The organism is Pseudomonas sp. SWI36 (assembly GCF_002948105.1).
Taxonomy (GTDB): Bacteria; Pseudomonadota; Gammaproteobacteria; order Pseudomonadales; family Pseudomonadaceae; genus Aquipseudomonas; species Aquipseudomonas alloputida.
On the sequence record NZ_CP026675.1, the window covers coordinates 1,226,501 to 1,253,425 of the forward strand.

A 26,925-nucleotide genomic window follows, 5' to 3' on the forward strand; every position below is an offset into this window, starting at 1 on the left:
GTGTAGACGAGTCAACGGCCTTTGAAGTGAGCCACGTTGTCCTTTGCGGTTGCGCCAGTGCTGGCCAGGTGCACGCGCTCGCCATTGGCAGCGTCGAACAGCAGCACCCGGGCCGGGTCGAATTGCAGGTTGAGGGTGTCACCCACCCGGCACGCCACATCTGGCGCCAGGCGGCAGCACACCTTGGTCTGGTTGAGCGTGACGAACACCAGCAGGTCCGGCCCGGTGGGCTCTGTGACCTGCACCTCGGCGCGGATAGCCGGCAAACCATTGCCGTCAGCAGCGCCCAGGGCGATCTGCTCAGGGCGGATGCCGAGGATGATCTCGCGCCCCTCAAGCGCGTCAGCAGCCTCCCCCAAGGGCAGTTCGCAGCGCGCCTGGCCGCTGTCGAGCAGCGCCAGCAAGCGGCCATCCTGCCTGGCCAGACGCACCGGAATGAAGTTCATTGGCGGCGAACCGATGAAGCTGGCCACGAACTGGTTGGCCGGGTCGTTGTAGATCTGCTGCGGGGTGCCGAACTGCTGGATGATGCCGTCCTTCATCACCGCCACCTTGTCGCCCAGGGTCATGGCCTCGATCTGGTCATGGGTGACGTACACCGTGGTGGTCTTCAGGCGCTGGTGCATCAACTTCATTTCGGTGCGCATTTCGACCCGCAGCTTGGCATCGAGGTTGGACAGGGGTTCATCGAACAGGTAGATCTTGGGTCGCCGCGCCAATGCCCGGCCCATGGCCACGCGCTGCTGTTGGCCACCGGACAGCTGCGCCGGCTTGCGCGCCAGCAAGTGTTCGATCTGCAGCAACTTGGCCACCCGCGCCACTTCCTCGTCGATGGCGGCCTGGGGCAGCTTGCGGATCTTCAGTCCGAACTCGATGTTCTCGCGCACGCTCATGGTGGGGTACAGCGCATAGGACTGGAACACCATGGCGATATCGCGGTCCTTGGGGCTCATGCCACTGACGTCCTGCTCGTCGATGAGGATGGCGCCGCCGGTGATCTGCTCCAGGCCGGCGATACAGTTCATCAGGGTCGACTTGCCGCAGCCCGACGGGCCCACCAGGATCAGGAACTCGCCGTCCTTGATCGACAGCTGGATGTCCTTGAGGGTATCCGGCAGGCCGCTGCCGTAGGTCTTGTTCACATTGCGAAGTTCGAGCGTTGCCATGGCTTACCCCTTGACCGCGCCGGCCGTCAGCCCGCGCACGAAATATTTGCCTGCCACCACGTAGACCAGCAGGGTTGGCAGGCCAGCGATCATCGCTGCCGCCATGTCGACGTTGTATTCCTTGGCCCCGGTGCTGGTATTGACCAGATTGTTCAGGGCGACGGTAATCGGTTGCGAATCGCCGCTGGAGAACACCACGCCGAACAGGAAGTCGTTCCAGATCTGGGTGAACTGCCAGATCAGGCAGACCATGATGATCGGCGTGGACATCGGCAGGATGATGCGGCGGAAGATGGTGAAGAACCCGGCACCGTCCAACCGTGCGGCCTTGACCAGCGCGTCGGGGATGCTCACGTAGAAGTTGCGGAAGAACAGCGTGGTGAAGGCCAGGCCGTAGACCACATGCACCAGCACCAGGCCACCAGTGGTACTGGCCAGGCCAAGCTTGCCGAGGGTGAACGAGGCCGGCAGCAGCACGGTCTGGAACGGCAGGAAACAGCCGAACAGCAGCAGGCCGAAGAACAGTTGCGAACCTCGGAAGCGCCACATCGACAGCACGTAGCCGTTCAGTGCACCAATCGCGGTGGAGATCAGCACCGCGGGCACGGTGATCATAATCGAGTTCCAGAAGTAACCGCTGACCGCTCCCCAGGCCTTGACCCAGCCTATGCCGGTAATCACTGCAGGCCAGCTCAGCAGGTTGCCGGTGGTGATGTCTTCGGGGGTCTTGAAGCTGGTCAGCAGCATCACCACCAGCGGTACCAGATACAGCAGCACGGCGATCAGCAACACGGCATGGATGGCCATACGGCTGAGGCTGAGCACCGGCTTGTCGACAGGACTATGCATGGCGTTTGCTCCGCAGCTCCGAGTACAGGTAAGGCACGAGGATCGCCAGGATCGCCCCGAGCATCAGGATGGCGCTGGCCGAGCCCATGCCCATCTGGCCGCGGCTGAAGGTGAACGAGTACATGAACATTGCCGGCAAGTCGGAGGAGTAACCCGGGCCGCCGGCCGTCATTGCCGCCACCAGGTCGAAGCTCTTGATGGCAATGTGCGAAAGGATCATCAGCGCGCTGAAGAACACCGGGCGCAGGCTGGGCAGCACCACGGTCCAGTAGATGCGCGGCAGGCTGGCGCCATCCATCTGCGCAGCGCGGATGATCGACGGGTCGACGCCACGCAAGCCGGCAAGGAACATGGCCATGATGAAGCCCGAAGCCTGCCACACGGCCGCGATCACCAGGCAATACACCACCCGGTCGGGATCGATCAGCCAGTCCAGGCGAAAGCCCTCCCAGCCCCAGTCACGCAGCAGCTTGTCCAGGCCCATGCCCGGGTTGAGCAGCCACTTCCAGGCCGTGCCGGTGACGATCATCGACAACGCCATGGGGTACAGGTAAATGGTGCGAATGAAGCCCTCGCGACGGATGCGCTGGTCCAGCAGCACCGCCAGCAACACACCGATGGCCAGGCTGATGGCGATGAACAGGCCGCCGAACAGAAGCAGGTTCTTGCTCGCCACCCACCAGCGGTCGTTGTCGAACAGACGGGCGTATTGCGCAAGGCCCGCCCACTTGTAGGTGGGCAGAAAGGTCGAGGTGGTGAAGGACAGCACGAAGGTCCAGAGGATGTAGCCGTAGAAGCCCACCAGGACGATGAACATGCTGGGTGCCAGCACCAGCTTGGGCAGCCAGCGCTGAAGCGCGTCCAGGGGTGAGGCCCGCAGTTGGGCGGTGGTCGTGGTCATGTATTGGATCCCGAGGTAGTGGCGGTGCTACGCACCGCTTCGCGGGCAAGCCCGCTCCCACAGGTCCGGCGTCATGACCAGGAACAGTGGTGAGCAGGGCCCATCTGGGAGCGGGCGTGCCCGCGAACAGCCGTTACTGGGCAGCCTTGATAGCCGCCGCCAGCTTCTTCGCCGCATCGGCCGGGTCGGCCTTGGGGTCGTTGATGTAGTTGGTCACCACATCGAAGAACGCGCCCTGCACGGCCAGCGTGGTGGCCATGTTGTGCGCCATGCTCGGTTGCAGGCCGCCCGTTTTGGCGTCGGCCAGGAAGTCCTTGGCGGAGGTTTGAGCACAGGCATCGAAACCATACTTGCCCATGTCGGCAAGCATGTCGTTGCGTACCGGGATCGAACCCTTGTTGATGCTGAAGACCTTCTGGAAGTCCTCACCCAACACCTTGCGGGCGATGTCCTGCTGACCAGCAGAGGTGCCAGCGTTGTTCTGCTTGAACACCACCAACGAGTCGATGTTGTACAGGAAGGACTTGTCAGTACCGGGGAACGGCACGCACTGGTAATCCTTGCCGGCAGTTTTCTTCGCCAGGGTCCATTCGCTCTTGGCCCAGTCGCCCATGATCTGCATGCCGGCCTTGCCGTTGATGACCTTGGCGGCTTCCAGGTTCCAGTCCTGGCCCTTGCCGTCCGGGTCCATGTAGGTGGCGACCTTCTTCAGCTCGGTCAGCGCCTTGACCATCTGCGGTCCGGTCAGCGTTGCGCTGTCGAGGTCGACCAAGGCCTTCTTGTAGCCATCGACGCCCATCACCGACAGCACCACGCTTTCGAACACGGTGCTGTCCTGCCAGGGTTGCCCACCATGGGCGAGCGGGATGAAACCGGCAGCCTTGAGCTTGTCGGCGGCGGCATAGAATTCGTCGAGGGTGGTGGGCGCCTTGTCGATGCCGGCTTTTTTGAACACCTCGGGGTTGATCCACAGCCAGTTGATACGGTGGATATTCACTGGTACGGCAACGTAGTCACCGTCGTACTTCACGGTGTCGGCCACTTTCTTGTCGAGCAGCGAGTCCCACTTTTCTTCCTTGGCCACATCCTTGAGCACATCGGCGTCGAGCAGGCCGGTGGCCGCCCAGTCCTGGATGTCCGGGCCTTTGATCTGCGCGACGCCCGGCGGGTTGCCGGCCACTGCGCGGCTTTTGAGCACGGTCATGGCCGTTGCACCACCGCCGCCGGCGACGGCGCCGTCCTTCCAGATGAAGCCGTCTTTTTCGACCTGGGCCTTGAGCACATCGACCGCCGCTTTTTCACCACCGGAGGTCCACCAGTGCACCACTTCGACACTGCCTTTGGCGTCAGCAGCCTGGGCACCCAAGGGGATTAACGAGGCAAAGGAAATTGCGGCAGCGAGACGGAGCGTGGAATTCATCGAAGCACCTTTCTTGTTGTTATGCCGTGCAAGTCGATCGCTTGCGTAGCATGAAGTCTAAACAGCGTGCCCGCCTCGTCAGGTAACGAAGCGATGCGTGAATGTCATCGTTTGGTTACATTGCCGGCCAGGTTGCTGGCCAGGCTGGGTGCCAGGGGCAAACCTGGCAGCAGCAGCGCCTGGTAGGCGTGATAGAGGTCGGGCTTGCCCGGCCAGAGGGACCCGGCCGGCTGGTTGTGCGCATCGAGTTCGTGGTGCCAGCTGCCGCCAATGGGGTCGATGAAATGGTTGGCGATAAAGCCCCAGCAGCAGCGGTACCACTGTTCGTAATGCGCCTCGCCGGTGCGTTGCAACAGGGCTGCCGCAGCCGCGCAAGCCTCAGCGTGCACCCAGTGCAATCGTGCATGCACCACCGGGCGATCAGCCCAGTCCAGCGTATAGACGAAACCCGGTTCGCCATCGACGTTCCAGGCCTGTTGGCAGGCTGTGTCGAACAATGCGCGGGCACTGTCCGGCAGCCATTGCGGGGCGTACAGGCCGGCCCGTTCAAGGCTGGCTTCCAGGTGCAACAGCAACCGCGCCCACTCCAGGGCATGCCCGGGTGTAGTGCCATAAGGCCGGAAGGGGTCGGCGGGATGTTCGAGGTTGTAATCCGGCAGCGGCTGCCAATGGACATCGAAATGTTCGATCACCCGATAGCCGTTGGCGGCGGCATGGGTATGGATGATGCGTTCGGCGATACGCAAGGCACGTTGCAGCCACAGGCCGTTGCCGGTGACGTCTGCCAACGCCAGGAAGGCCTCGGTCGCGTGCATGTTGCTGTTGGCGCCCCGGTACTGCTCGGGAAGCTGCCAGGCGCGGGAGAAGGTTTCCCGCAGAGCACCTTCGTCTTCGCTCCAGAAATGCGCTTCGATCACCTGGATTGCGTCTGCCAATAGCGTATTGGCGTCGACAGCGCCGGCCACCACCGCCGAGCTGGCGGCCAGCGCGACGAAGGCATGCAGGTACGCCGCCTTGCCGCTATCGTCGTGGCCGCCAGGATGGGCGAACCAACCGCCGTGGGTGGCATCCTGCATGGCACCGCGCAGCGCTGCCACACCGTGCTCGGCATAGGCCAGGCTACCGGGGATGCCCTGCAGGTGGGCCAAGGCAAAGCAATGGGTCATGCGGGCGGTGTTGATGGTTTCAGCACGGGCACCGGGGGCGAGTTGCCCATTGGCATCCAGGTTACCGAAACCGTCGGGTAGTTTCGCGGCCTTGGCAAAGGCCAGCAGGCGCTGTGCTTCGGCCAGGCGCCAGGCGGTGTGGGCCGGGGCATTGAGCCAGCTGTGAGCGGACAGGTTGAGGGAAATCATGGGCCAGCTTGATCCTTGCCAGTCGTTTGCGAATTCTAGCCAGCAGGGTCATGGCGGATGTCACGAAGGACGACGGGATTGTCACTGGGCAGTGACATTTCGCCTGCCTGTATTGGCCTCTTCGCGGGCGCGCCCGCTCCCACAAAGACCGCACAGCCTTCCAAGTTTACGCTGTACCTGTGGGAGCGGGCTTGCCCGCGAAGAGGCCCGCACTGGCACCCCAAAAATTCAATCCATACCCCGCGGCAGATACAGGGTCACCCGCAGCCCGCCCTCACGCAGGTTCAGCAAGCTCACCTCGCCCCCATGGCTATGGGCGATGTTGCGCGCAATGCCCAACCCCAGCCCATAGCCCTGCTGCTGCCCGGCCAGACGGAAATGCGGCTCGAACACCTGTTCCAGCTGCTGTTGCGGCACCCCGGGCCCCTGGTCATCCACCTGCAGCACAAAGCCCTCTGCCCCGTCGATGATACGTAGCCGCGCCCGCTCGCCGTATTTGATGGCGTTATCGATCAGGTTGCCGATGCAGCGACGCAACGCCAGCGGCTTGCCCGGGTATGGCGCCAGCGCCTGGCCCTCGACGGTGATGCGACCATCGCCCAGGTAAGGCTCGGCCAGAATCTCCAGCACCTGGTTAAGGTCGACCGGCTCGATGTTTTCGTGGATGTCGGTGTCCTTTACGCACTGCAAGGCGCCTTTGACCAGCAACTCCAGCTCGTCCAGGTCCTGGCTGAACTTGGCCTGCAGGCGCTCGTCCTCCAGCAGTTCGACGCGCAGGCGCAGGCGCGTGATCGGCGTGCGCAGGTCGTGGGAAATGGCGCTGAACAGCTGGCTGCGTTCAGTCAGGTAACGGCTGATACGCTCGCGCATGCTGTTGAATGCCCGACTCACCTCGACCACTTCACTGCCGCCAGCTTCAGCCACTGGCGCCACATCGGCACCCAGCGACATCTCTCGGGCGGCCCGCGCCAGGCGCTTCAGTGGCCAGCTTTGCCAGTGCACCAGCAAGCCGATGAACAGCAACAGCAAGGCCGTGGTCAGCACGATGAAGCCGATCTGCTGGCGCGGCAGGCGTTCGGCTTCCAGCCCCGTGTACGGTTCGGGCAACAGCGAGGCGATGTACAACCATTCGCCCTCGCCCAAGCGGATCTGCGTGACCAGTACCGGGGGTTTCAGCGGTTCCAGGGTCAGCGAATAATGGGCCCATGAGCGCGGCAGTTCGTCGAGTTTGAGGCCGCTGTTGAAGATGCGCAGGTCGTCAGGCCCAACAAACTCCACGGAAATTTCCATCTGTGAACCCAGGCGCTCGTGCAGCACCTGCTGGAACACATCGATCACCGCCTGCTTGCGAGGGGTGACGGGCAGTGCCTGCATGTCCAGCGGCGTGGCGTTGAGCGACACGAAGAAACGCGTGCCGCCCATGCTGCGCAATTGGTCGAGCACCAGCGGCCGGTAGGCCACCGGCAGCGAGCGGAAGTAACTGACGCTGGCACTCATGGAATGGGCCAGGCTGCTGGCGCTGGCACGCAGCCCCTGAAGCTGGCTGGCGCGAAGCTGGGACACCCAGATGATGCTGGACAACCCCTGGGCCAGCAGGACAACCAGCAGGGTCAGCAGCAGCATGCGCCCCAGCAAGGAGCGCGGCAGCAGGCGCCAGCGCCGCTCAGGGCGCACAGCAGACATGCGCCGCCAACAAGTAGCCACTGCCTCGCACGGTGCGGATCAGCCGGGGAGGTTTGTCGGTATCGCGCAGGCGCTGGCGCAGACGGCTGACCGCCATGTCGACGATCCGGTCCAACGGCATCGGTTCGCGGCCACGGGTGGCGTTGCCGATGGTGTCGCGGTCGAGGATTTGCTGCGGGTGATCGAGGAACAGTTTGAGCAGGGCAAAGTCGGCGCCGGAGAGGATCACCTCCTCTCCATCACGGTGGAACAGGCGGTGGCTGACCGTGTCCAGGCGCCAGTCGTCGAAGGCCAGCACGGCGCTGCCCGGTGCCGTCTGGCCGAACTCGGTGCGGCGCAACAAAGCCTTGATTCGCGCTTGCAGTTCGCGGGGGCTGAACGGCTTGCCCAGATAGTCGTCAGCGCCCAGCTCCAGGCCGATGACCCGGTCGGCCTCGTCCGAACTGGCGGTGAGCATGATGATAGGTACGCGCGCCTGGCGAGGGTGCTGGCGTACCCAGCGGCACAAGCTGAAGCCGTCTTCGTCGGGCAACATGACGTCAAGGATGACCAGGTCGCAGGGCGTGGTTTCCAGCGCGTGGCGAAAGCCCTTGCCGTCAGCCTCGGCATGCACCTGGAAGCCGGATCGGCTCAGGTAGGTTTGCAGCAGTTCACGGATTTCCTGGTCGTCGTCGACCATCAGGATCGATTTGCCGGCAGTGCTCAAGGTGGTCCTTCCTCTTGTTGATTACAGGTCTTTTTGCCTGCTGTCGGGTATTGCCATCGGGGCCGCAAAGCGCCCCCCCCTCAGTGATCCAACGCCTGCTGCAACGCTACCCCTGCTCCCTCCAACCCGGAAAACTCCGCCGTCACCAGCCACACCGGCACCCCGGTGAAATAGCCACTCATACACCCCTTGTCGGCAAAACTCGCGGCAAACCCGCTACGCAGGAACAGCTCGGCAAAGCGCGGAATCACACCGCCCACAATATAGACCCCGCCTCGCGCGCCCAGCGTCAGCACATTGTTACCCGCCACTCGCCCAAGGAAACGACAGAACTGCTCGACCACCGCCAGCGCCCGTGGCTCACCGCCCAGTGCGGCATCGGTGATATGCGCCGGGGTCTTGTGCCTGGGCGTGTCGCCGTCCAGCGCACAGATCGCCTGGTACAGCCGCACCAGGCCACCCCCACTGAGCACGGCCTCGGCGCTGACATGGCCGATCTGACTGTGGATCTGCTGGTGGATTGCCGCTTCGCGAGTATTGCCTACCGGCAGGTCAACATGTCCGCCTTCACCCGGCAGGGCCTTCCAGTGCTGTTCGCCCAGACGCAGCAACGAGCCCACACCCAGGCCAGTACCTGGCCCGATCACCAATGCCGGCCTCGAGGGGTCGGCCTGGCCGGGGCACACCTCGCGGAACTCGCCTTCGCGCAGACGCGTCATGCCCAGCGCCATCGCGGTGAAATCATTGATCAGCAACAGTCGCTCGACCTGCAAGGTCTTGCAAAATGCCGTGCGGCTCAGGCGCCAGTGGTTGTTGGTGAAGCGGAATTCATCGCCATCGACCGGGCCGGCCACCGCCAGGCACACCGCCGCCAGGCCACCGCGGGCGATACCTTGGCTTTCCAGGTAGGCCTCGATGGCCTGCTCGGGGTTGGTGTAGTCCGCGGTGGCGAAAACATTTACTTCATGCAGCTGGTTGTCACGCCACAACGCAAAACGGGCATTGGTGCCGCCAATATCACCAACCAGCAGGTGCTTCATTTGAGGTGCTCCAGGGCCGAGGTAAAGGCACTGGCGCCCTGCTCTGCCGGGCTGAACGCCATGCGCATGAAGCCGAACAGCTCGCGCCCACAACCCAGGTCGTTGCCCTGGGGTGCCGGCGGCAGCTCACGGCTGGCCAGTTCTTCGGCCGACACCATGATCCGCAACGTGCCTTCGACTCCGTCGACCCGCACGATATCACCATCGCGCACCCGCGCCAGCGGGCCGCCGTCGTAAGCCTCCGGGCAAACGTGGATGGCCGCCGGGATCTTGCCCGAGGCACCGGACATGCGCCCGTCGGTGACCAACGCAACCTTGTAGCCACGGTCCTGCAATACACCGAGGAACGGGGTGAGCTTGTGCAGTTCCGGCATGCCATTGCAGCGCGGGCCCTGGAAGCGCACCACCGCGACAAAGTCACGTTCCAGCTCACCGGCCTTGAACGCGTCGGCCAGCGACTGCTGGTCCTGGAACACCCGCGCCGGGGCCTCGACCACTTGGTGCTCGGGGGCAACGGCAGACACTTTCATCACGCCACGGCCCAGGTTGCCTTCCATCACCCGCAGGCCGCCTTCGGCCGAGAATGGTCGCGACACCGGGCGCAGGATGCTTTCGTCCAGGCTGTGTTGCGGCCCTTCGCGCCACACCAGCTTGCCATTGTCGAGGAAGGGTTCCTGGGTGTAGCGGCGCAGGCCATGGCCGGCCACGGTGTTGACATCTTCGTGCAGCAGGCCGGCGTCGAGCAGTTCACGAATCAGGAAGGCCATGCCGCCGGCAGCCTGGAAGTGGTTGATGTCGGCCTTGCCGTTGGGGTAGACGTGCGACAGGGTCGGCACCACTTCGGAAAGGTCGGCCATGTCCTGCCAGGTCAGCTGGATACCCGCAGCCTGGGCGATCGCCGGGATGTGCAGGGTGTGGTTGGTCGAGCCGCCGGTAGCGTGCAGCGCGACGATGGAGTTGACCAGCGCCTTCTCGTCGACGATTTCGCCCAGCGGCATGAAGCTGCCACTGGCCTTGGTCATGCGCGTCACCTGCTGCGCAGCCTCGGCGGTGAGTGCGTCACGCAGCGGCGTGTACGGGTTGACGAACGAGGCGCCCGGCAGGTGCAGCCCCATCACTTCCATCACCAACTGGTTGGTGTTGGCGGTGCCGTAGAAGGTGCAGGTGCCGGGGCTGTGGTAGGAATTCATCTCGGACTCCAACAGCTCTTCGCGGCTGGCCTTGCCTTCGGCATAGCGCTGGCGCACATCGGCCTTCTGCTTGTTGGAGATGCCGGAAACCATTGGCCCACCCGGGACGAAGATGATGGGCAGGTGGCCGAAGCGCAACGCGCCCATCATCAGACCGGGGACGATCTTGTCGCAGATGCCCAGCATGAGTGCCGCGTCGAACATGTTGTGCGACAGCGCTACCGCCGTGGACATCGCGATCACTTCACGGCTGGCGATCGCCAGCTCCATGCCCGGCTCGCCCTGGGTCACCCCGTCGCACATGGCCGGCACGCCACCGGCGAACTGGCCGACCGAGCCGACCTCGCGCAGGGCCTGCTTGATCTGCTCGGGGAAGTGCAAGTAAGGCTGGTGGGCAGACAACATGTCGTTGTAGGCCGAGACGATGGCCACGTTGGCCGCGTTCATCAGGCGCAGAGTCTGCTTGTCTTCGCTGCCGCAACCGGCCACGCCGTGGGCGAAGTTGGCGCACTGCAGGCTGGCACGCATGGGGCCTTCACTGGCCGCGCCGCGAATCAGTTGCAGGTAGCGTTCGCGGGTGGCGCGGCTGCGTTCGACCAGCCGCTGGGTGACCTCAAGGATGCGCGGATGCATGTACTGGACTCCAGGCTAATTGTAAGGGCGGTTTACCGGGCATTTCCCCTCCAAACGATTGCGGCCTAGGCTCATGGTTAGGAGCCCGCTGCATCGGTGGAGGCACGACGCCCAACCACTCGTTGTATATTTAAACAAAATACTGCCACTAAAAAGGCTTGTTTTCTATCAGCCAGTGAATAATCTTGTAATTCCAACAACAAAACCGTTTCAGTGAAGCTCCTTTGTGCCACAGGTTTCACTCGAACTGCCAGAGGTACTGCCATGACCCTTCGCATCGCCATCAATGGATTCGGCCGAATCGGGCGCAATGTCCTGCGCGCACTGTATACCCAAGGCTACCGCCAGGACCTGCAGGTCGTCGCCATCAACGACCTGGGCGACAGCACCATGAATGCCCACCTGCTCAAGTACGACAGTGTCCACGGCACCTTCGACGCGACCGTCGAGGCCGACCACGAAAGCCTGACGGTCAACGGGGACCGTATCGCGGTCAGTGCCATTCGCAATCCGGCCGAACTGCCCTGGAAGGCCGAGGCGATCGACGTGGTGTTCGAGTGCACCGGGCTGTTCACCGACCGCGCCAAAGCCGCTGCGCACCTGGCCGCCGGGGCGGGCAAGGTGATTGTCTCTGCACCGGCCAAGGGTGCCGATGCCACCGTGGTATACGGGGTCAACCACGACATTCTGCGGGCCTCGCACCAGGTCATTTCCAATGCCTCCTGCACCACCAACTGCCTGGCGCCGATCGCCCAGGTGCTGCACCGGGAGTTCGGCATCGAGCAAGGCCTGATGACCACCATCCACGCCTACACCAACGACCAGGTGCTGACTGACGTTTACCACAGCGACCCGTACCGCGCGCGTTCAGCCACCCAGTCGATGATCCCGAGCAAGACCGGTGCCGCCGAGGCCGTGGGCCTGGTGCTGCCGGAGCTGGCCGGCAAGCTGACCGGCATGGCGGTGCGGGTGCCCGTCATCAACGTGTCGTTGGTGGACCTCACCGTCAACCTCAAGCGCGAGGCCACGGCCGAGCAAGTCAACCAGCTGTTCCTCGAGGCCAGCAAGCATTCCAAGGTATTGGGCTACAACGCCCTGCCATTGGTTTCCTGCGATTTCAACCACAACCCGCTGTCGTCGATCTTCGATGCCAACCATACCCGGGCCAACGGGCGGATGCTCAAGGTGCTGGCCTGGTATGACAACGAGTGGGGGTTCAGCAACCGGATGCTGGACAACTGCCTGGCGCTGCACCGGGCTGGCTGACGCGACCCGTGTGGGAGCGGGCTTGCCCGCGAAGCCAACACCGTGGTGGATGGCACGGGCTTCGCCCGTGTTCGCGGGCAAGCCCGCTCCCACAGGGATCGCGCCAGCTTTTGGAAATTGAGCAAGACAGTTGCTCCAAAAAAAAGCAAACGACATCCAGCGACTACAATCTTTACCTTTTCCTGATAATTCCACACTTGACCTGCCGCACGGATGATAAGCATTATCATTAACCTTTCGTCGGCCAGGTCCCCCGTGAGTCAGTCCCGGTTCAATTCCGTCTTCCTCGTTCAGCGCCTCACCCTGCTGCGTACCCTGCAGCGCATGGTCGGTAACCCCAGCACGGCCGAAGACCTGCTGCAGGAAACCTACCTGCGGGTGTCCCGCGCGCTGGGCGAGCGGCCCATCGAGCACATCGAGCCGTTCGTGTTTCAGACCGCGCGCAACCTGGCGCTGGACCACCTGCGTGCACGCCGGGTGCAGGCACGCATGCTGGTCGACGACGTGCCCGACGAAGTGCTGCACAGTGTCGCCGCGCCCGCCACCAGCAGCGAGGATGCCGCCCACGCCGAGCAGTTGCTCAAGCACCTCAGCGTCAGCCTCAATCAACTGAGCGAACGCCAACAACGCATTTTCATCCTCAGCCGCCTGCATGGCGCCACCTATATGGAAATCGCCGAACAACTGAGTGTTTCGCCCAGCACGGTACAAAAGGAACTGAAACTGATCATGGCAATCTGCATGGGTGTTGCCGAACGACTCAAGTAAGCTGACCCCAGGCGAACGGCAACGCAAAGCCCTTGCCACACCCCGCCTTAGCCTTGATCATTCGCAAAAAAACCATTCAAGGATTCACCGTGACCGACAGCCCTGCCCCTCGCCCGTCACCTGCCAGGCCTGATGCCCGTGCTCGTGCCATGGACGAGGCGCTGGACTGGCTGGTGCGCCTGCAATGCGCAGATGCCGCAGACACCCAGGCCTTTGAAGCCTGGCTGAGCGCCGCGCCGGAAAACGCCGAGGCCTATGTCGAAGCGGAGGCGCTGTGGAACGGTACGCCGTTGCACAAGGTGGCCACGCACATGCACCAGCAGCAACGCCGCTCATGGCGCGGGCGCCTGCGCAGTCACTGGAAACCCCTGGCCACCGCAGCGCTGCTGCTGGTCGGGCTGTTCACCGTCGGTAACCTGCCCATGCGCCTGCAGGCCGACCACCTTACGGTGGTCGGCGAGCGCCAGCGCCTGCAACTGGAAGACGGCGCAAAAGTGCTGCTCAACACCAATTCGGCATTCGCCAGCGAACGCCAGGACGGCCGCCAGGTCGCCCGCCTGCTACAGGGCGAGGCTTACTTCCAGGTCCCCGAGGGCGCGCAGCTGCCGCTGGAGGTGGAAGCCGGGCCGTTGCGCGCACAGGTGCGCGACACCGACTTTGCCGTGCGCTACCTTGACGGCGAGGCCCAGGTACGGGTGCAACGCGGCGATGTCGACCTGCAGGGGGAGCGCGACCAGCGCATCCGCCTGAGTGCCGGCGACAGCATCAGCGTCGGCCCCCAGGGCTTTGGCCAGCGCCAGCGCCCCGACATGCACAAGGACCTGGCCTGGATCGACGGCCGCCTGGTGTTCGAGAACTGCCCGTTGAGCCAGGTGCTGGCCGAAGTGCAGCGCTACTACCCGGGCTGGATCATCAACCGCAATGCGCAGTTGGAGCACGTTGCCGTCACCGGTAACTACCGCCTCGACCAGCCACTGGAAACCCTGCGCGCACTGGCCCACATCACCTCGGCACAACTGCATGAGTACCCGGCGCTGGTCATCCTGAACTGACCCCTGAATTATTTTTACGCGATCGCACTCGCCCGCCCGTCTCGTTATAGCCAATGCAACTGATTCTTGTTTGAGAACGAGAACAGCCATCACCTATAACAGCCCGCGCGTCTGGGAGCGCTTCCGATGTCCACTGGTCCTACCCGCTCGTCCAACCTTCCCCGCCGTACAGGACAACTGTCCCTGTTGACCCTTGCCCTGCTCGCCAGCGGCGCCTGCAGCCTGCCGGCGCTGGCCGCCGAGCCGGCCCAGGCCAGCAGCCCGCGCATGGGCGACTACCGCTTCAGCATCGGCCAGCAGCCGCTGGTGTCGGCGATCAACGCCTTCAGCCAGGTCACCGGCTGGCAGGTCGGCTTCAGCGCCGAGCTGGCCGACGGCGTGGCTTCGCCAGGCGTACAAGGTTCGCTGCCGCCAGATGCTGCCCTCAAGCGCCTGTTGCGGGGTACCGGGCTGAGTTTTCGCAAGATCAGCAACGGCAATGTGGTCCTGGAGCGCCAAACCGCAAGCAACGTGATCGCGCTGCAGCAGGTGACCGTCAGCGCCACCCGCAGCGCACAGGACGTCAGCCAGGTGCCGAGCACTGTCAGCGTGCAGACCCGTGAGCAACTGGACCGGCAGAACGTGAACAATATCCAGGATCTGGTGCGCTACGAGCCGGGAGTGTCGGTATCCGGAACCGGCCAACGCAGCGGGCTGAACGGCTACAACATCCGTGGTATCGACGGCGAGCGGATCCTCACCCAAGTCGACGGCGTGTCGATCCCCGACAGCTTCTTCTACGGCCCCTACGCCCAGACCCAGCGCAACTATGTCGACCCGGAAATCGTCAAGCGTGTGGAAATCCTCCGCGGCCCGGCCTCGGTGTTGTATGGCAGCAACGCCATCGGCGGTGCGGTGAGCTACTTCACCCTCGACCCGGACGACATCATCAAGCCCGGTAAAGATGTGGGGGCACGCCTGAAAAGCGGCTACAGCTCGGCCGACGAAAGCTGGCTGACCTCCGCCACCGTCGCTGGCCGCCAGGGTGACTTCGACGGCCTGCTGCACCTGAGCCAGCGCAACGGCCACGAGACCGAAACCCACGGCAGCCACAGTGGCGACGGCCTGTCGCGCACCGAAGCCAACCCGATGGATGCGCGCACCACCAACGTGCTGGCCAAGCTGGGCTGGAACTACGCCGACGACGCACGCCTGGGGTTCACCTACGAGCGCTACAAGGATGACCGCGACCAGAACATCCTCAGCGCGGTGGGTGGGCCGTTCATTCCCGGCTTTGGTGGCATGGGCTACTACAAGGCGCGTAATGGCAACGACACCATCACCCGCGAGCGCTTCGGCGTTAACCATGAGTTCGGCCTGGACTCGCTGGTCGCCGACCACGTCAAGTGGAGCCTGAACTACCAGATTGCCAAGACCGACCAGCACACCGAGGAAGTTTACGTGCCGCCTGGCCGCCAGGTGCTGCGCACCCGCGATACCACCTACAAGGACCGCCAGTGGGTGTTCGACGCCCAGCTGGACAAGGCCTTCAGCATCGGCGCCACCGACCACCTGCTGACCTACGGCACAACACTCAAGCACGAAAAGGTCACCGGTTCGCGCAGCGGTACCGGTACCTGCTTGACCGTAGGATCTGGTTGTTCCGCCGCCGGCGCCGAACGCCCGGCAGACGGCCAGGTTCTGGTCAGCGACTTCCCGGACCCGACCGTGAATACCTACAGCCTGTTCGCGCAGGATGAAATCCGCTGGAACAACTGGACCTTCATGCCCGGCGCGCGCTACGACTACACCCGCATGGAACCCAAATTCACGGAGGAATTCCTGCGTGGTCTGGAGTCCAGCGGTACGACGCCTACCTCCCAGGACGATTCGGACAAGAAGTGGCACCGCGTCTCGCCCAAGTTCGGCCTGACCTACGCCTTCAACGACAATTACACCTGGTACGGCCAGTATGCAGAGGGCTTCCGCACGCCGACCGCCAAAGCCATGTATGGCCGCTTCCAGAACCTGGACCAAGGCTACCGCGTGGAGGGCAACCCGAACCTTGAGCCTGAAAAGAGCAAAAGCTACGAAACCGGCCTGCGTGGCAACTTCGACGCCGGCAACTTCGACGTGGCAGTGTTCTACAACAAGTACCGTGATTTCATCGACGAAGATGCCGTGCAAAGCGCCAACCTGGAACAGACCTTCCAGGCCAACAACATCAAGCACGCCACCATCAAGGGTGCCGAATTCAAGGGCCGCCTGAACCTCGACCACTTCGGCGCACCGCAGGGCCTCTATACCCAAACCTCGATTGCCTACACCTATGGTCGTAACGATGACACCGGTCAACCGCTGAACAGTGTCAACCCGCTCAAGGGCGTATTCGGCCTGGGCTACGAGCAGCAGAACTACGGTGGCTTGCTGAGCTGGACGCTGGTCAAACGCAAGACCCGCGTCGACGACAGCACCTTTTATTCGCCTGACGGTTCTACCTCGAAGTTCCGCACCCCGGGCTACGGTGTGCTGGACCTGACCGGCTACTACAAGGTCACCGACGACGTCACCATCAACGCCGGGCTGTACAACCTTACCGACAAGAAGTACTGGCAGTGGGATTCGGTGCGCAGCTACGACGGCCAGGGTGAGGCGGCTGTGACCCAGCCGGCCAACATCGACCGCCTGACCATGCCGGGGCGCAACTTCGGTATCAATGTGGTTTGGGATATCTGAGGCGTTACGTCTGTACCGGCCTCTTTGCGGGCACGCCCGCGCCCACAGGTTCAACACAGGTCTTGGACCTGTGATGTTCCTGCAGGAGCGGGTTTACCCGCGAAGAGGCCGGTACTGGCAACACAAATACCGGCTTTTTTTACTGTCCCGCTCCCGCTGTTTCGTCTTGTATCTAGACGCCCTCTTTCCAAGGACTGCCCCATGACCGAACGCCCATCCCTGCGCTCCCAGCGCCTGAACCAGATCACCCACGCCCCGCACGCCGAACTGGATGCCCTGGTCAAATCCCACGCGCCTTTCGACAGCCGCGAAAGCTTCGCCCGCTTCGTCGTCGCGCAGTACCTGTTCCAGTCCGAGCTGCAGGCCCTGTACAACGACCCTCAGCTGATCGCCATCGTCCCTGATCTGGCTGAGCGCTGCCGTGCCGACCAGGCCCGCCTGGACCTTGCCGACCTCGACACCGAAGTACCGGCCGCCGTGCCGGGCGCTGTGGACAAGCCAAGCCTGGGCGAGGCAATGGGCTGGATCTTCGTCTCCGAAGGCTCCAAACTGGGCGCTGCGTTTCTGATCAAGCGTGCCGTGACCCTGGAACTGTCCGACAGCTTCGGCGCCCGTCATCTGGGGGAGCCCGCCGGTGGCCGTGCCGAAGGCTGGAAGCAGTTCACCCGCATCCTCGATGGCCTGGCGCTCTCGCCTGAAGAGGAAGCGGCTGCCGAACGCGGTGCAGTGGCCGCCTTCGAACGCTTCACCCAGTTGCTCAAGCACGCCTACGCTGCGGATGCCGCGCTGGTCTGATACGCCGTAGCCGGCCACCCCTCCGGTGGCCGAACCGTTTTTTGCAGTGAGAACATGACCCTACCAGCCCGCTCGAAACTCGCCCGCCTGTCGTATGGAATCCTGGCTTACGTGAGCCTCGGGGTGGGCCTGGTCGCCATTGTGATTCCTGGCTTGCCGACCACCGAGTTCATCCTGCTGGCCACCTGGGCCGCCACACGCAGCTCACCGCGCCTGTCGGCATGGCTGGAGAACCACCGTTTGTTCGGGCCAATTCTGCATAACTGGCGCAACGGCAAGGTGATCCAGCGCCGGGCCAAGGTCAGCGCAACCATCAGCATGCTGCTGTGCGCGGGCCTGATGCTGATCTTTCTGGAACACCACTGGCCGGTGTTCCTGGCAATCGCCGGCATGACCCTGGGCAACCTGTGGATCTGGTCACGCCCGGAACACCCCTGCCCTGCCCCGTCACAAGCTCAGCAGCCCTGAATACAAGGCGTAGGCCGCCAGCGCGGCACCCACCAGCACGGCGGCGAAAATCAGCTTTTCCCAGGCTGTGAACAACGTCTGCCCCTGCTCATGCTTGGCCCTCGCGAACAAGATGACGCCGGGGGCGTACAGCAGCGCCGAAAGCAGCAGGTACTTGAGCCCGCCGGCATACAGCAGCCACACGGCATACAGCAGGGCAACCAGCGCCACCAGCAAGTCCTTGCGCCGCAACCTCGGCTGCCCGGCATAGGTTTCCGCGCGCATCGCCAGCAACACGGCATACGCCGCAGACCACAGGTAGGGCACCAGGATCATCGACGAGGCCAGGTAGATCAGACTAGTGTACGTACCGGCGGAGAACAGCGTAATCAGCAGGAAACCCTGAATCATGCAGTTGGTCAGCCACAGGGCGTTAGCCGGCACATGGTTGGCGTTTTCCTTGGCCAGAAAGCGCGGCATGGTCTTGTCCCGCGCCGTGGCGTAAAGGATTTCGGCACACAGCAGCGCCCATGAAAGCAAGGCGCCAAGCAGCGAGACCGCCAGGCCGAGGCTGATCAGCAAGGCGCCCCAGGGGCCGACGATATGCTCCAGCACCGAGGCCAGCGAGGGGTTCTGCAGCCCGGCCAGTTCCGGTTGGGTCATGATGCCCAGCGACAACACGTTGACCAGCACCAGCAGCGCCAGCACACCCAGAAAACCGATGACCGTGGCCTTGCCCACGTCTGACCGACGCTGGGCGCGCCCCGAATACACACTGGCGCCCTCGATGCCGATGAACACGAACACGGTCACCAGCATCATGTTGCGCACCTGCTCCAGCACGCTGCCGAATTGTGGGTTGCTCAAGCCCCAGATATCCCGGGTGAAGATATCGGCGCGGAAGGCGAATGCAGCGATGACCACGAAAATCAGCAAAGGCACCACTTTGGCCACGGTGGTGACCTGGTTGATGAAGGCCGCCTCCTTGATGCCGCGCAGTACCAGAAAATGTACCGACCACAGCAGCAGCGAGGCGCAACCGATGGCGATGGGCGTGTTGCCTTCGCCGAACACCGGGAAGTAGAAGCCCAGGGTGCTGAACAGCAGCACGAAATAGCCGACGTTGCCCAGCCAGGCGCTGATCCAGTAGCCCCAGGCCGAGGAAAAGCCCATGTACTCGCCAAAGCCGGCCTTGGCGTAGGCATATACGCCTGAGTCCAGTTCCGGCTTGCGGTTGGCCAGGGTCTGGAACACGAAGGCCAGGGCCAACATGCCGACCGCGGTGATCCCCCAGCCGATCAGCACTGCGCCCACATCAGCACGCGCGGCCATGTTCTGCGGCAGCGAGAAGATACCGCCGCCAATCATCGACCCGACCACCAGCGCGATCAGCGCGCCCAGGCGCAGCTTCTGTCCCGGTTCGCTCATGAGCCTCCCTTTCTTCGAGCCCTGTCATGCGTTTGAAACAGCCTTGCGGGCTATATGAATATCGTTACTTATACTAAAGCTGTGCGTTCAACCTATATCACTCATAACTGCTTTGTCTATGTGCCTGCTCTCTCAAAACTAGCAGCAGTCCGGCAACTAGAAAAGAAACGGATAAAACTCGAAATTCTTGTGGAAAATTTGCGAAAGCGGCAAAAGCAGCTAGTTTCAAGCATCGCAGGCTGAACAGAGCGTTTGCTCTAGAAGGACATGGAGGTGCCAGTACGCAAGGCCTGCAGCTCAAGCTGTCGGCACTCTCCAGGAGCACCCGTGAAGGAAATTTCCTACCTTCACGTCGCCTTAAACTGACGCAAGTCAGGTCAAGGCAAAGGCGTCGGATCTATTCTGTCGTCAACTTTCTCCTGGCAGGAGTTGTTAAATGTCTGATTCATCCGGAAAACTAAAGCTCGGCGCGTTAGTTGCACTTGTCGTCGGCTCGATGATTGGCGGTGGTATCTTCTCGCTGCCGCAAAACATGGCCGCCAGCGCAGGGGTTGGGGCCGTGCTGATCGGCTGGGCGATCACCGCAGTCGGCATGCTGACCCTGGCCTTCGTGTTCCAGACCCTGGCCAACCGCAAGCCTGACCTGGATGGCGGGGTGTATGCCTACGCCAAGGCTGGTTTCGGCGACTACATGGGCTTTTCCTCGGCCTGGGGCTACTGGATCAGTGCCTGGCTGGGCAACGTCGGCTACTTTGTGCTGCTGTTCAGCACCCTGGGTTACTTCTTCCCGATCTTCGGTGAAGGCAACACCCCAGCCGCCATCATTGGCGCGTCGATCCTGTTGTGGGCGGTGCACTTCCTGGTACTGCGCGGCATCAAGGAAGCCGCCTTCATCAACTTGGTCACCACTGTGGCCAAAGTGGTGCCGCTGGTGCTGTTCGCCCTGATCTGCCTGTTCGCCTTCAGGCTCGACATCTTCACCGCCGATATCTGGGCTGTGGGCACGCCAGAGCTTGGCAGTGTCATGAACCAGGTGCGCAACATGATGCTGGTCACCGTGTGGGTGTTCATCGGCATCGAGGGCGCGAGCATCTTCTCGGCGCGGGCGGAAAAACGCACCGACGTGGGCAAGGCAACGGTGATCGGCTTCGTGACCGTGCTGCTGTTCCTGGTGTTGGTCAACGTGCTGTCGCTGGGCATCATGACTCAACCGGAACTGGCCAAGCTGCAGAACCCGTCGATGGCTGCCGTGCTGGAGCATGTCGTCGGCCACTGGGGGGCGGTGCTGATCAGCGTCGGCCTGGTCATCTCGCTGCTCGGGGCGCTGCTGTCGTGGGTGCTGCTGTGCGCCGAGATCATGTTCGCCGCAGCCAAGGACCACACCATGCCGGAGTTCCTGCGCCGCGAGAACGCCAAACAGGTACCGGCCAACGCCCTGTGGCTGACCAACGCCATGGTGCAGATCTTTCTGGTCATCACGCTGTTCTCGAACAGCACCTACCTGTCCCTGATCTACCTGGCCACTTCGATGATCCTGGTGCCCTACCTGTGGTCGGCAGCCTATGCGTTCCTGCTGGCACTGCGCAGCGAAACCTACGAGCAAGCCCTGGCCGAACGCAAGAAGGACCTGATCATCGGTGGTATCGCCCTGCTGTACGCCGTCTGGTTGCTGTACGCCGGCGGCGTGAAATACCTGCTGCTCTCGGCCCTGCTCTACGCACCTGGCGCGATCCTGTTCGCCAAGGCCAAGCGTGAGGTGGGCCAACCGGTCTTCACCAACGTGGAAAAACTGATCTTCGCAGCCGTGGTCATTGGCGCCCTGGTGGCAGCCTTTGGCCTGTATGACGGCTTCCTGACCCTTTGACCCACGTCTTCGCTCAATTGGAGGAATGAAACCATGTCCGCTGAAAAACAGAAGTACGGTGTCCACTCCGAAGCCGGCAAACTGCGCAAAGTGATGGTTTGCGCCCCGGGCCTGGCGCACAAGCGCCTGACGCCGAGCAACTGTGACGAACTGCTGTTCGACGATGTGATCTGGGTCGACCAGGCCAAGCGTGACCATTTCGACTTCGTCACCAAGATGCGCGAGCGTGGCGTGGATGTGCTGGAGATGCACAACCTGCTGACCGATATCGTGCAGAACAAAGAGGCGCTCAAGTGGATCCTCGACCGCAAGATCACCCCTGATACCGTCGGCGTAGGCCTCACCAACGAAGTGCGCAGCTGGCTCGAAGGCCTGGAGCCACGCCACCTGGCCGAATTCCTGATCGGCGGCGTGGCGGGCCAGGACCTGCCGCAGAGCGAAGGCGCCGATGTCGTGAAGATGTACAACGACTACCTGGGCCACTCCAGCTTCATCCTGCCACCACTACCCAACACCCAGTTCACGCGCGACACCACCTGCTGGATCTACGGCGGCGTGACGTTGAACCCGATGTACTGGCCGGCGCGTCGCCAGGAAACGCTTTTGACCACCGCCATCTACAAGTTCCACAAGGAGTTCACCGAGGCCGACTTCCAGGTGTGGTATGGCGACCCGGACAAGGACCATGGCAATGCCACGCTCGAAGGCGGTGATGTGATGCCGATCGGCAATGGCATCGTGCTCATCGGCATGGGTGAGCGCACCTCGCGCCAGGCCATCGGCCAGCTGGCGCAAAACCTGTTTGCCAAGGGCGCCGTCAAGGAAGTGATCGTCGCCGGCCTGCCAAAGTCCCGCGCCGCCATGCACCTGGACACTGTCTTCAGCTTCTGCGACCGCGACCTGGTCACGGTCTTCCCGGAAGTGGTGAAAGAGATTGTGCCATTCATCATCCGCCCGGACGAAAGCAAGCCTTACGGAATGGATGTACGCCGCATCAACAAGTCGTTCATCGAAGTGGTGGGCGAGCAACTGGGCGTTCAGCTGCGCGTGGTCGAGACCGGCGGCAACAGCTTCGCCGCCGAGCGCGAACAGTGGGATGACGGTAACAACGTGGTGGCCATCGAGCCGGGCGTGGTCATTGGCTACGACCGCAACACCTACACCAACACCCTGCTGCGCAAGGCCGGCATCGAGGTCATCACCATCAGCGCCGGCGAACTGGGCCGGGGCCGTGGCGGCGGCCACTGCATGACCTGCCCTATCGTGCGCGACCCGATCGACTACTAACGACCATCACGCCCGGCCGCACCCATGAAGTGGCGGCCGGGACATCACCGAATTCAAGGAGAAACTGTCATGGCGTTCAATATTCACAACCGCAACTTGCTCAGCCTGGAACACCACACCACCCGTGAGTTGCGCTACCTGCTGGACCTGTCCCGCGACCTCAAGCGCGCCAAGTACACGGGCACCGAGCAGCAGCACCTGAAGGGCAACAACATCGCCCTGATCTTCGAAAAAACCTCCACCCGTACCCGTTGTGCCTTCGAAGTCGCAGCCTATGACCAAGGCGCCAACGTCACCTACATCGACCCCAACTCCTCGCAGATCGGCCACAAGGAAAGCATGAAGGACACCGCCCGTGTGCTCGGGCGCATGTATGACGCCATCGAGTACCGTGGCTTCAAGCAGGAAATCGTCGAAGAGCTGGCCAAGTTCGCCGGCGTACCGGTGTTCAACGGCCTGACCGACGAATACCACCCGACCCAGATGATCGCCGACGTGCTGACCATGCGTGAGCACAGCGACAAGCCGCTGCACGACATCAGCTACGCCTACCTGGGCGATGCCCGCAACAACATGGGCAACTCGCTGCTGCTGATCGGCGCCAAGCTGGGCATGGATGTGCGCATCGCCGCGCCCAAGGCACTGTGGCCACACGACGACCTGGTCGAGCGCTGCAAGCAGTACGCTGAAGAAAGCGGCGCACGCATTACCCTCACCGAAGACCCGAAAGCCGCGGTCAAGGGTGTCGACTTTGTCCATACCGACGTGTGGGTATCGATGGGCGAGCCGATCGAAGCCTGGGGTGAGCGCATCAAACAGCTCAAGCCTTATCAGGTGAATGCCGAACTGATGAAGTCCACCGGTAACCCACGGACCAAGTTCATGCACTGCCTGCCGGCATTCCACAACTCCGAAACCAAGGTAGGCAAGCAGATCGCCGAACAATACCCGGACCTGGCCAACGGCATCGAAGTGACCGATGACGTGTTCGAGTCGCCAGCGTGCATCGCCTTCGAGCAGGCGGAAAACCGCATGCACACGATCAAGGCGATCCTGGTATCGACCCTGGCTGATCTATAGGTAGCCCGCAGTCCCTGTGGGAGCGGGCGTGCCCGCGAAGGCGTCAGCCGCATCATCGATGATGTCAGGTCTGGCCTCTTCGCGGGCATGCCCGCTCCCACAGCGAACTCCGCAGCCTCCGTACAGCGACAGTCCATTCATTCTTTCGCTAAAGGACATTCCACATGCGTATCGTTGTTGCATTGGGCGGCAACGCCCTGCTTCGTCGCGGCGAGCCCATGACCGCTGACAACCAGCGCGCCAATATCCGCACCGCCACCGAACAGATCGCCAAGATTCACCCTGGCAACGAGCTGGTCATCGCCCACGGCAACGGCCCGCAAGTGGGTCTGCTGTCGCTTCAGGCCCTGTCGTACAAGCCAGACGAGGCCTACCCGCTGGACGTGCTGGGTGCCGAGACCGAGGGCATGATCGGTTACATGATCGAACAGGAACTGGGCAACCTGCTGGCCTTCGAGGTGCCATTCGCCACCTTGCTCACCCAAGTGGAAGTAGACGCCAACGACCCGGCCTTCAAGGATCCGACCAAGTTCATCGGCCCGGTCTACAGCAAGGAAGAGGCCGAGCGCCTGGCCAAGGAAAAGGGCTGGGTGGTCAAGGCCGACGGCGACAAGTACCGCCGCGTGGTAGCCAGCCCGAAACCCAAGCGCATCTTCGAAATTCGCCCGATCAAGTGGCTGCTGGAAAAAAGCAGCATCGTGATTTGCGCAGGCGGTGGCGGCATCCCCACCATGTACGATGAAAACCGCAAGCTCAAAGGCATCGAGGCGGTGATCGACAAAGACCTGTGCTCGGCGCTGCTGGCCGAGCAATTGGAAGCCGACCTTCTGATTATCGCCACCGACGTCGATGCAGCCTACATTGACTGGGGCAAACCGACGCAGAAGGCCATCGCCCAGGCCCACCCGGACGCGTTGGAAACGCTGGGGTTTGCCGCCGGCTCCATGGGGCCGAAGGTGCAGGCCGCCTGCGACTTTGCCCGCAACACCGGCAAGGTGGCGGTGATCAGTTCGCTGGAGAACATCGAAGACATCGTCAAAGGCACTGCCGGCACTCGGGTTTCCACCGCGAAGCCGGGGATCAGCTACCGTTGAATGCAGTCGGCGGGCTTACGCGGTCCGCCATTTTCGACCTTCCAAAGGAGATAGCCATGGCCCAGTATCAGCCCGGTCATGTACACATCGAGCGCTCTGCGCTGAACAACGCCGACCACAGCTATGACCTGAACATCGAGTACGAGGCCGTGTCGGACCCCAAGGAAGGCAGAGGCATTCAGTTCCACATGCATGGCAGCATCGAAGGCAAGACAGTGGAAGAAAAGTTCTTCCTGGCCAAGGACCAGGTCTTGCCCAGCTTCCTCATGCTGCTGACCCGCAAGGCGCAGTCGTATCTGGCGCCGCCGAAGAAATTCGAGACCCTGAGTTCGCCGCACAAGCTCTATGACCATATGTTCGCGGACATTCGCGAAAAGCTCGATGTGAAATCGGGCGACCCGATCAAACCGGAACATCTGGAATGACCCTTTTCGCGAGCAAGCCCGCCCCCACAGCAGCAACCCTGTGGGAGCGGGCGCGCCCGCGAATGCGCCACCGCCAACCTTGGGCCTGACACCCGTCTCAGGGCATACTGGCGGCCTCCATTGCCAACTGTTCGAACCCCATGCGCATCCACGTCAGCTTCATCGACCGCGTCGGCATCACCCAGGAAGTCCTCGCCCTGCTCGGTGCCCGCAACCTCAACCTGGACGCCGTGGAGATGGTCCCGCCGAACGTCTACATCGACGCCCCCACCCTCAGCCCCGCCGTACTTGAAGAACTGCACGACGCGCTGTTCGAAGTACACGGCGTGCAATCGGTGGACGTGGTCGACATCCTCCCCGGCCAGCGCCGCCACCTGCAGCTCGATGCCCTGCTGGCCGCCATGAGCGACCCGGTGCTGGCGGTGGACAGCGCAGGCCTGGTGCTGTTGGCCAACCCGGCGCTGATCGAACTGTGCGGCCGCGAATCTGCCGGCCGCTCGGTGGGTGAGCTGTTTGGCGACCCCGCGCTGCTGCAGGCGCTGCTGGACAACAACTTCCACCTGCCCATGCGCGAAATGCAGCTGAACGGCCATAGCCTGCTGCTGGACGCCATGCCGATTACCAACGCCGGTGGCCTGCTGACGCTGTACCCACCTTCGCGTATGGGCGAACGCCTGTCGGCCCTGCACCACGACCACGCCGAAGGCTTCGATGCCTTGCTGGGCGAGTCGCCGGCCATCCGCACCCTCAAGGCCCGCGCCTTACGCGTGGCTGCGCTCGATGCACCGCTGCTGGTGCATGGCGAGACCGGCACCGGCAAGGAACTGGTAGCCCGCGCCTGCCATGCCGTCAGCAGCCGCCATGCGGCCCCGTTCCTGGCCCTGAACTGCGCCGCGCTGCCCGAGAGCCTGGCCGAAAGCGAGCTGTTCGGCTACGCGCCCGGGGCCTTTACCGGCGCGCAACGAGGTGGCAAGCCTGGGCTGATGGAACTGGCCAACCAGGGCACCGTGTTCCTCGATGAAATTGGTGAAATGTCGCCCTACCTGCAGGCCAAGCTGCTGCGTTTTCTCAGCGATGGCAGCTTCCGCCGGGTGGGTGGCGACCGTGAAGTGAAGGTGGATGTGCGCATCATCAGCGCCACCCACCGCGATCTGGAGCGCATGGTCGCCGAAGGCAGCTTCCGCGAAGACCTGTTCTACCGTCTGAACGTGCTTAACCTGGAGGTACCGCCGCTTCGCGACCGTGGCCAGGACATCCTGATGCTGGCGCACTTCTTCATGCAGCAGGCGTGCACGCAGATCCAGCGCCCAGCCTGTCGGCTGACCCCCTCCACCCATTCGGCACTGCTGGCCAACCCTTGGCCGGGCAATGTGCGCCAGTTGCAGAACGTGATCTTCCGCGCCGCGGCTATCTGCGAGGGCAACCTGGTGGATATCGGCGACCTGGATATCGCCGGCACCTCGGTGGCACGCGGGCAAGACGGCGAAGTGGCCAGCCTGGAACAGGCTGTAGGTGATTTCGAGCGCGAACTGTTACAGCGCTTATACGCCAGCTACCCGTCAACACGGCAACTGGCCGGGCGCTTGCAAACTTCGCACACGGCTATCGCGCAGAGGCTGCGTAAATATGGAATACCCGGGAAACCATGAGGACTGTGGTCAAAACCCATGATTGAATCGGACTTTTCCTAGCCGCTGAGCCACAATTAACTGGAGTGCTCCCCGTAGAATGGCGACATTGTAATTTTGCTTGTCACCTTGA

The 26,925-nt window shown here is 62.8% G+C and carries 22 protein-coding genes; 12 read left to right on the forward strand and 10 right to left on the reverse strand.

From position 1 onward, the window contains the following. Nucleotides 1-11 precede the first annotated feature (11 nt). From C4Q27_RS06035 to edd, 9 genes are all read right to left on the reverse strand, one after another. A complete protein-coding gene (locus C4Q27_RS06035) occupies nt 12-1,166 on the reverse strand; it encodes an ABC transporter ATP-binding protein (RefSeq protein ID WP_064493192.1) in 1,155 nt (384 codons plus the stop codon). Nucleotides 1,167-1,169: 3 nt separating this feature from the next. Beyond that, complete coding sequence (locus tag C4Q27_RS06040) at nt 1,170-2,015, reverse strand: carbohydrate ABC transporter permease (protein WP_010952198.1); 846 nt, start codon at nt 2,013-2,015, stop codon at nt 1,170-1,172. Further along, on the reverse strand, nt 2,008-2,916 hold the full coding sequence (locus C4Q27_RS06045) for a carbohydrate ABC transporter permease (RefSeq protein WP_003255050.1): 909 nt from the start codon (nt 2,914-2,916) through the stop codon (nt 2,008-2,010). The genes C4Q27_RS06040 and C4Q27_RS06045 overlap by 8 nt, the downstream gene beginning before the upstream one ends. Before the next feature lie 133 nt (nt 2,917-3,049). Continuing rightward, nucleotides 3,050-4,336 (reverse strand): ABC transporter substrate-binding protein, encoded by a 1,287-nt coding sequence (locus tag C4Q27_RS06050; protein WP_064493191.1) that lies wholly within the window; start codon nt 4,334-4,336, stop codon nt 3,050-3,052. A gap of 104 nt (nt 4,337-4,440) precedes the next feature. Further along, nucleotides 4,441-5,691, reverse strand: coding sequence for an AGE family epimerase/isomerase (locus C4Q27_RS06055; RefSeq protein WP_104886626.1), 1,251 nt, complete (start codon nt 5,689-5,691; stop codon nt 4,441-4,443). Between the two features lie 228 nt (nt 5,692-5,919). After that, on the reverse strand, nt 5,920-7,374 hold the full coding sequence (locus tag C4Q27_RS06065; protein ID WP_010952195.1) for an ATP-binding protein: 1,455 nt from the start codon (nt 7,372-7,374) through the stop codon (nt 5,920-5,922). Continuing rightward, nucleotides 7,355-8,080 (reverse strand): two-component system response regulator GltR, encoded by a 726-nt coding sequence (gene gltR / locus C4Q27_RS06070; protein WP_014589861.1) that lies wholly within the window; start codon nt 8,078-8,080, stop codon nt 7,355-7,357. Before gltR ends, C4Q27_RS06065 begins: the two co-directional genes overlap by 20 nt. A gap of 80 nt (nt 8,081-8,160) precedes the next feature. Continuing rightward, nucleotides 8,161-9,120 (reverse strand): glucokinase, encoded by a 960-nt coding sequence (locus tag C4Q27_RS06075; RefSeq protein WP_104886628.1) that lies wholly within the window; start codon nt 9,118-9,120, stop codon nt 8,161-8,163. Beyond that, nucleotides 9,117-10,943 carry a phosphogluconate dehydratase gene (gene edd, locus C4Q27_RS06080; RefSeq protein ID WP_104886629.1) on the reverse strand — a complete coding sequence of 609 codons (1,827 nt, stop codon included), beginning with the start codon at nt 10,941-10,943 and terminating at the stop codon, nt 9,117-9,119. Before edd ends, C4Q27_RS06075 begins: the two co-directional genes overlap by 4 nt. Before the next feature lie 264 nt (nt 10,944-11,207). On the opposite strand from edd, the gene gap reads away from it, so the two are divergent. From gap to C4Q27_RS06115, 6 genes are all read left to right on the forward strand, one after another. Next, entirely contained in the window at nt 11,208-12,209 is a 1,002-nt protein-coding gene (gene gap, locus C4Q27_RS06085) for a type I glyceraldehyde-3-phosphate dehydrogenase (RefSeq protein WP_014589858.1), read from the forward strand. Between the two features lie 255 nt (nt 12,210-12,464). Next, entirely contained in the window at nt 12,465-12,977 is a 513-nt protein-coding gene (locus tag C4Q27_RS06095) for an RNA polymerase sigma factor (RefSeq protein ID WP_064493362.1), read from the forward strand. 89 nt (nt 12,978-13,066) lie between these two features. Next, nucleotides 13,067-14,029 carry a FecR domain-containing protein gene (locus tag C4Q27_RS06100; RefSeq protein WP_041166852.1) on the forward strand — a complete coding sequence of 321 codons (963 nt, stop codon included), beginning with the start codon at nt 13,067-13,069 and terminating at the stop codon, nt 14,027-14,029. A gap of 126 nt (nt 14,030-14,155) precedes the next feature. Further along, nucleotides 14,156-16,744 carry a TonB-dependent receptor gene (locus C4Q27_RS06105; protein ID WP_104886631.1) on the forward strand — a complete coding sequence of 863 codons (2,589 nt, stop codon included), beginning with the start codon at nt 14,156-14,158 and terminating at the stop codon, nt 16,742-16,744. A 201-nt stretch (nt 16,745-16,945) separates the two neighbouring features. Next, entirely contained in the window at nt 16,946-17,539 is a 594-nt protein-coding gene (locus tag C4Q27_RS06110) for a biliverdin-producing heme oxygenase (RefSeq protein WP_064493360.1), read from the forward strand. A 54-nt stretch (nt 17,540-17,593) separates the two neighbouring features. Further along, nucleotides 17,594-18,007, forward strand: a complete 414-nt coding sequence (locus tag C4Q27_RS06115) for a YbaN family protein (RefSeq protein ID WP_064493359.1) — start codon at nt 17,594-17,596, stop codon at nt 18,005-18,007. Here C4Q27_RS06115 and arcD (C4Q27_RS06120) read toward each other — a convergent pair. Beyond that, nucleotides 17,987-19,414, reverse strand: coding sequence for an arginine-ornithine antiporter (gene arcD / locus C4Q27_RS06120; protein WP_003255067.1), 1,428 nt, complete (start codon nt 19,412-19,414; stop codon nt 17,987-17,989). The two genes, C4Q27_RS06115 and arcD (C4Q27_RS06120), sit on opposite strands and share 21 nt — an antisense overlap. Before the next feature lie 436 nt (nt 19,415-19,850). Between arcD (C4Q27_RS06120) and arcD (C4Q27_RS06130) the strand changes: the two genes are divergently transcribed. The 6 genes from arcD (C4Q27_RS06130) (at nt 19,851) to C4Q27_RS06155 (ending at nt 26,813) form a co-directional block, all read left to right on the forward strand. After that, nucleotides 19,851-21,278: an arginine-ornithine antiporter gene (arcD, locus tag C4Q27_RS06130; RefSeq protein WP_064493358.1), complete on the forward strand. Its 1,428-nt coding sequence runs from the start codon at nt 19,851-19,853 to the stop codon at nt 21,276-21,278. 33 nt (nt 21,279-21,311) lie between these two features. Next, on the forward strand, nt 21,312-22,565 hold the full coding sequence (gene arcA, locus C4Q27_RS06135) for an arginine deiminase (RefSeq protein ID WP_014589852.1): 1,254 nt from the start codon (nt 21,312-21,314) through the stop codon (nt 22,563-22,565). A gap of 69 nt (nt 22,566-22,634) precedes the next feature. Continuing rightward, the gene (locus C4Q27_RS06140; protein WP_010952185.1) at nt 22,635-23,645 is read left to right on the forward strand and encodes an ornithine carbamoyltransferase; all 1,011 of its coding nucleotides are present in this window, start codon (nt 22,635-22,637) and stop codon (nt 23,643-23,645) included. Nucleotides 23,646-23,809: 164 nt separating this feature from the next. After that, entirely contained in the window at nt 23,810-24,739 is a 930-nt protein-coding gene (arcC, locus tag C4Q27_RS06145; RefSeq protein WP_014589851.1) for a carbamate kinase, read from the forward strand. A gap of 56 nt (nt 24,740-24,795) precedes the next feature. Then, the gene (locus C4Q27_RS06150; RefSeq protein WP_020189900.1) at nt 24,796-25,164 is read left to right on the forward strand and encodes a DUF5064 family protein; all 369 of its coding nucleotides are present in this window, start codon (nt 24,796-24,798) and stop codon (nt 25,162-25,164) included. 140 nt (nt 25,165-25,304) lie between these two features. Beyond that, a complete protein-coding gene (locus tag C4Q27_RS06155) occupies nt 25,305-26,813 on the forward strand; it encodes a sigma-54-dependent transcriptional regulator (protein ID WP_003255078.1) in 1,509 nt (502 codons plus the stop codon). Nucleotides 26,814-26,925 lie beyond the last annotated feature (112 nt).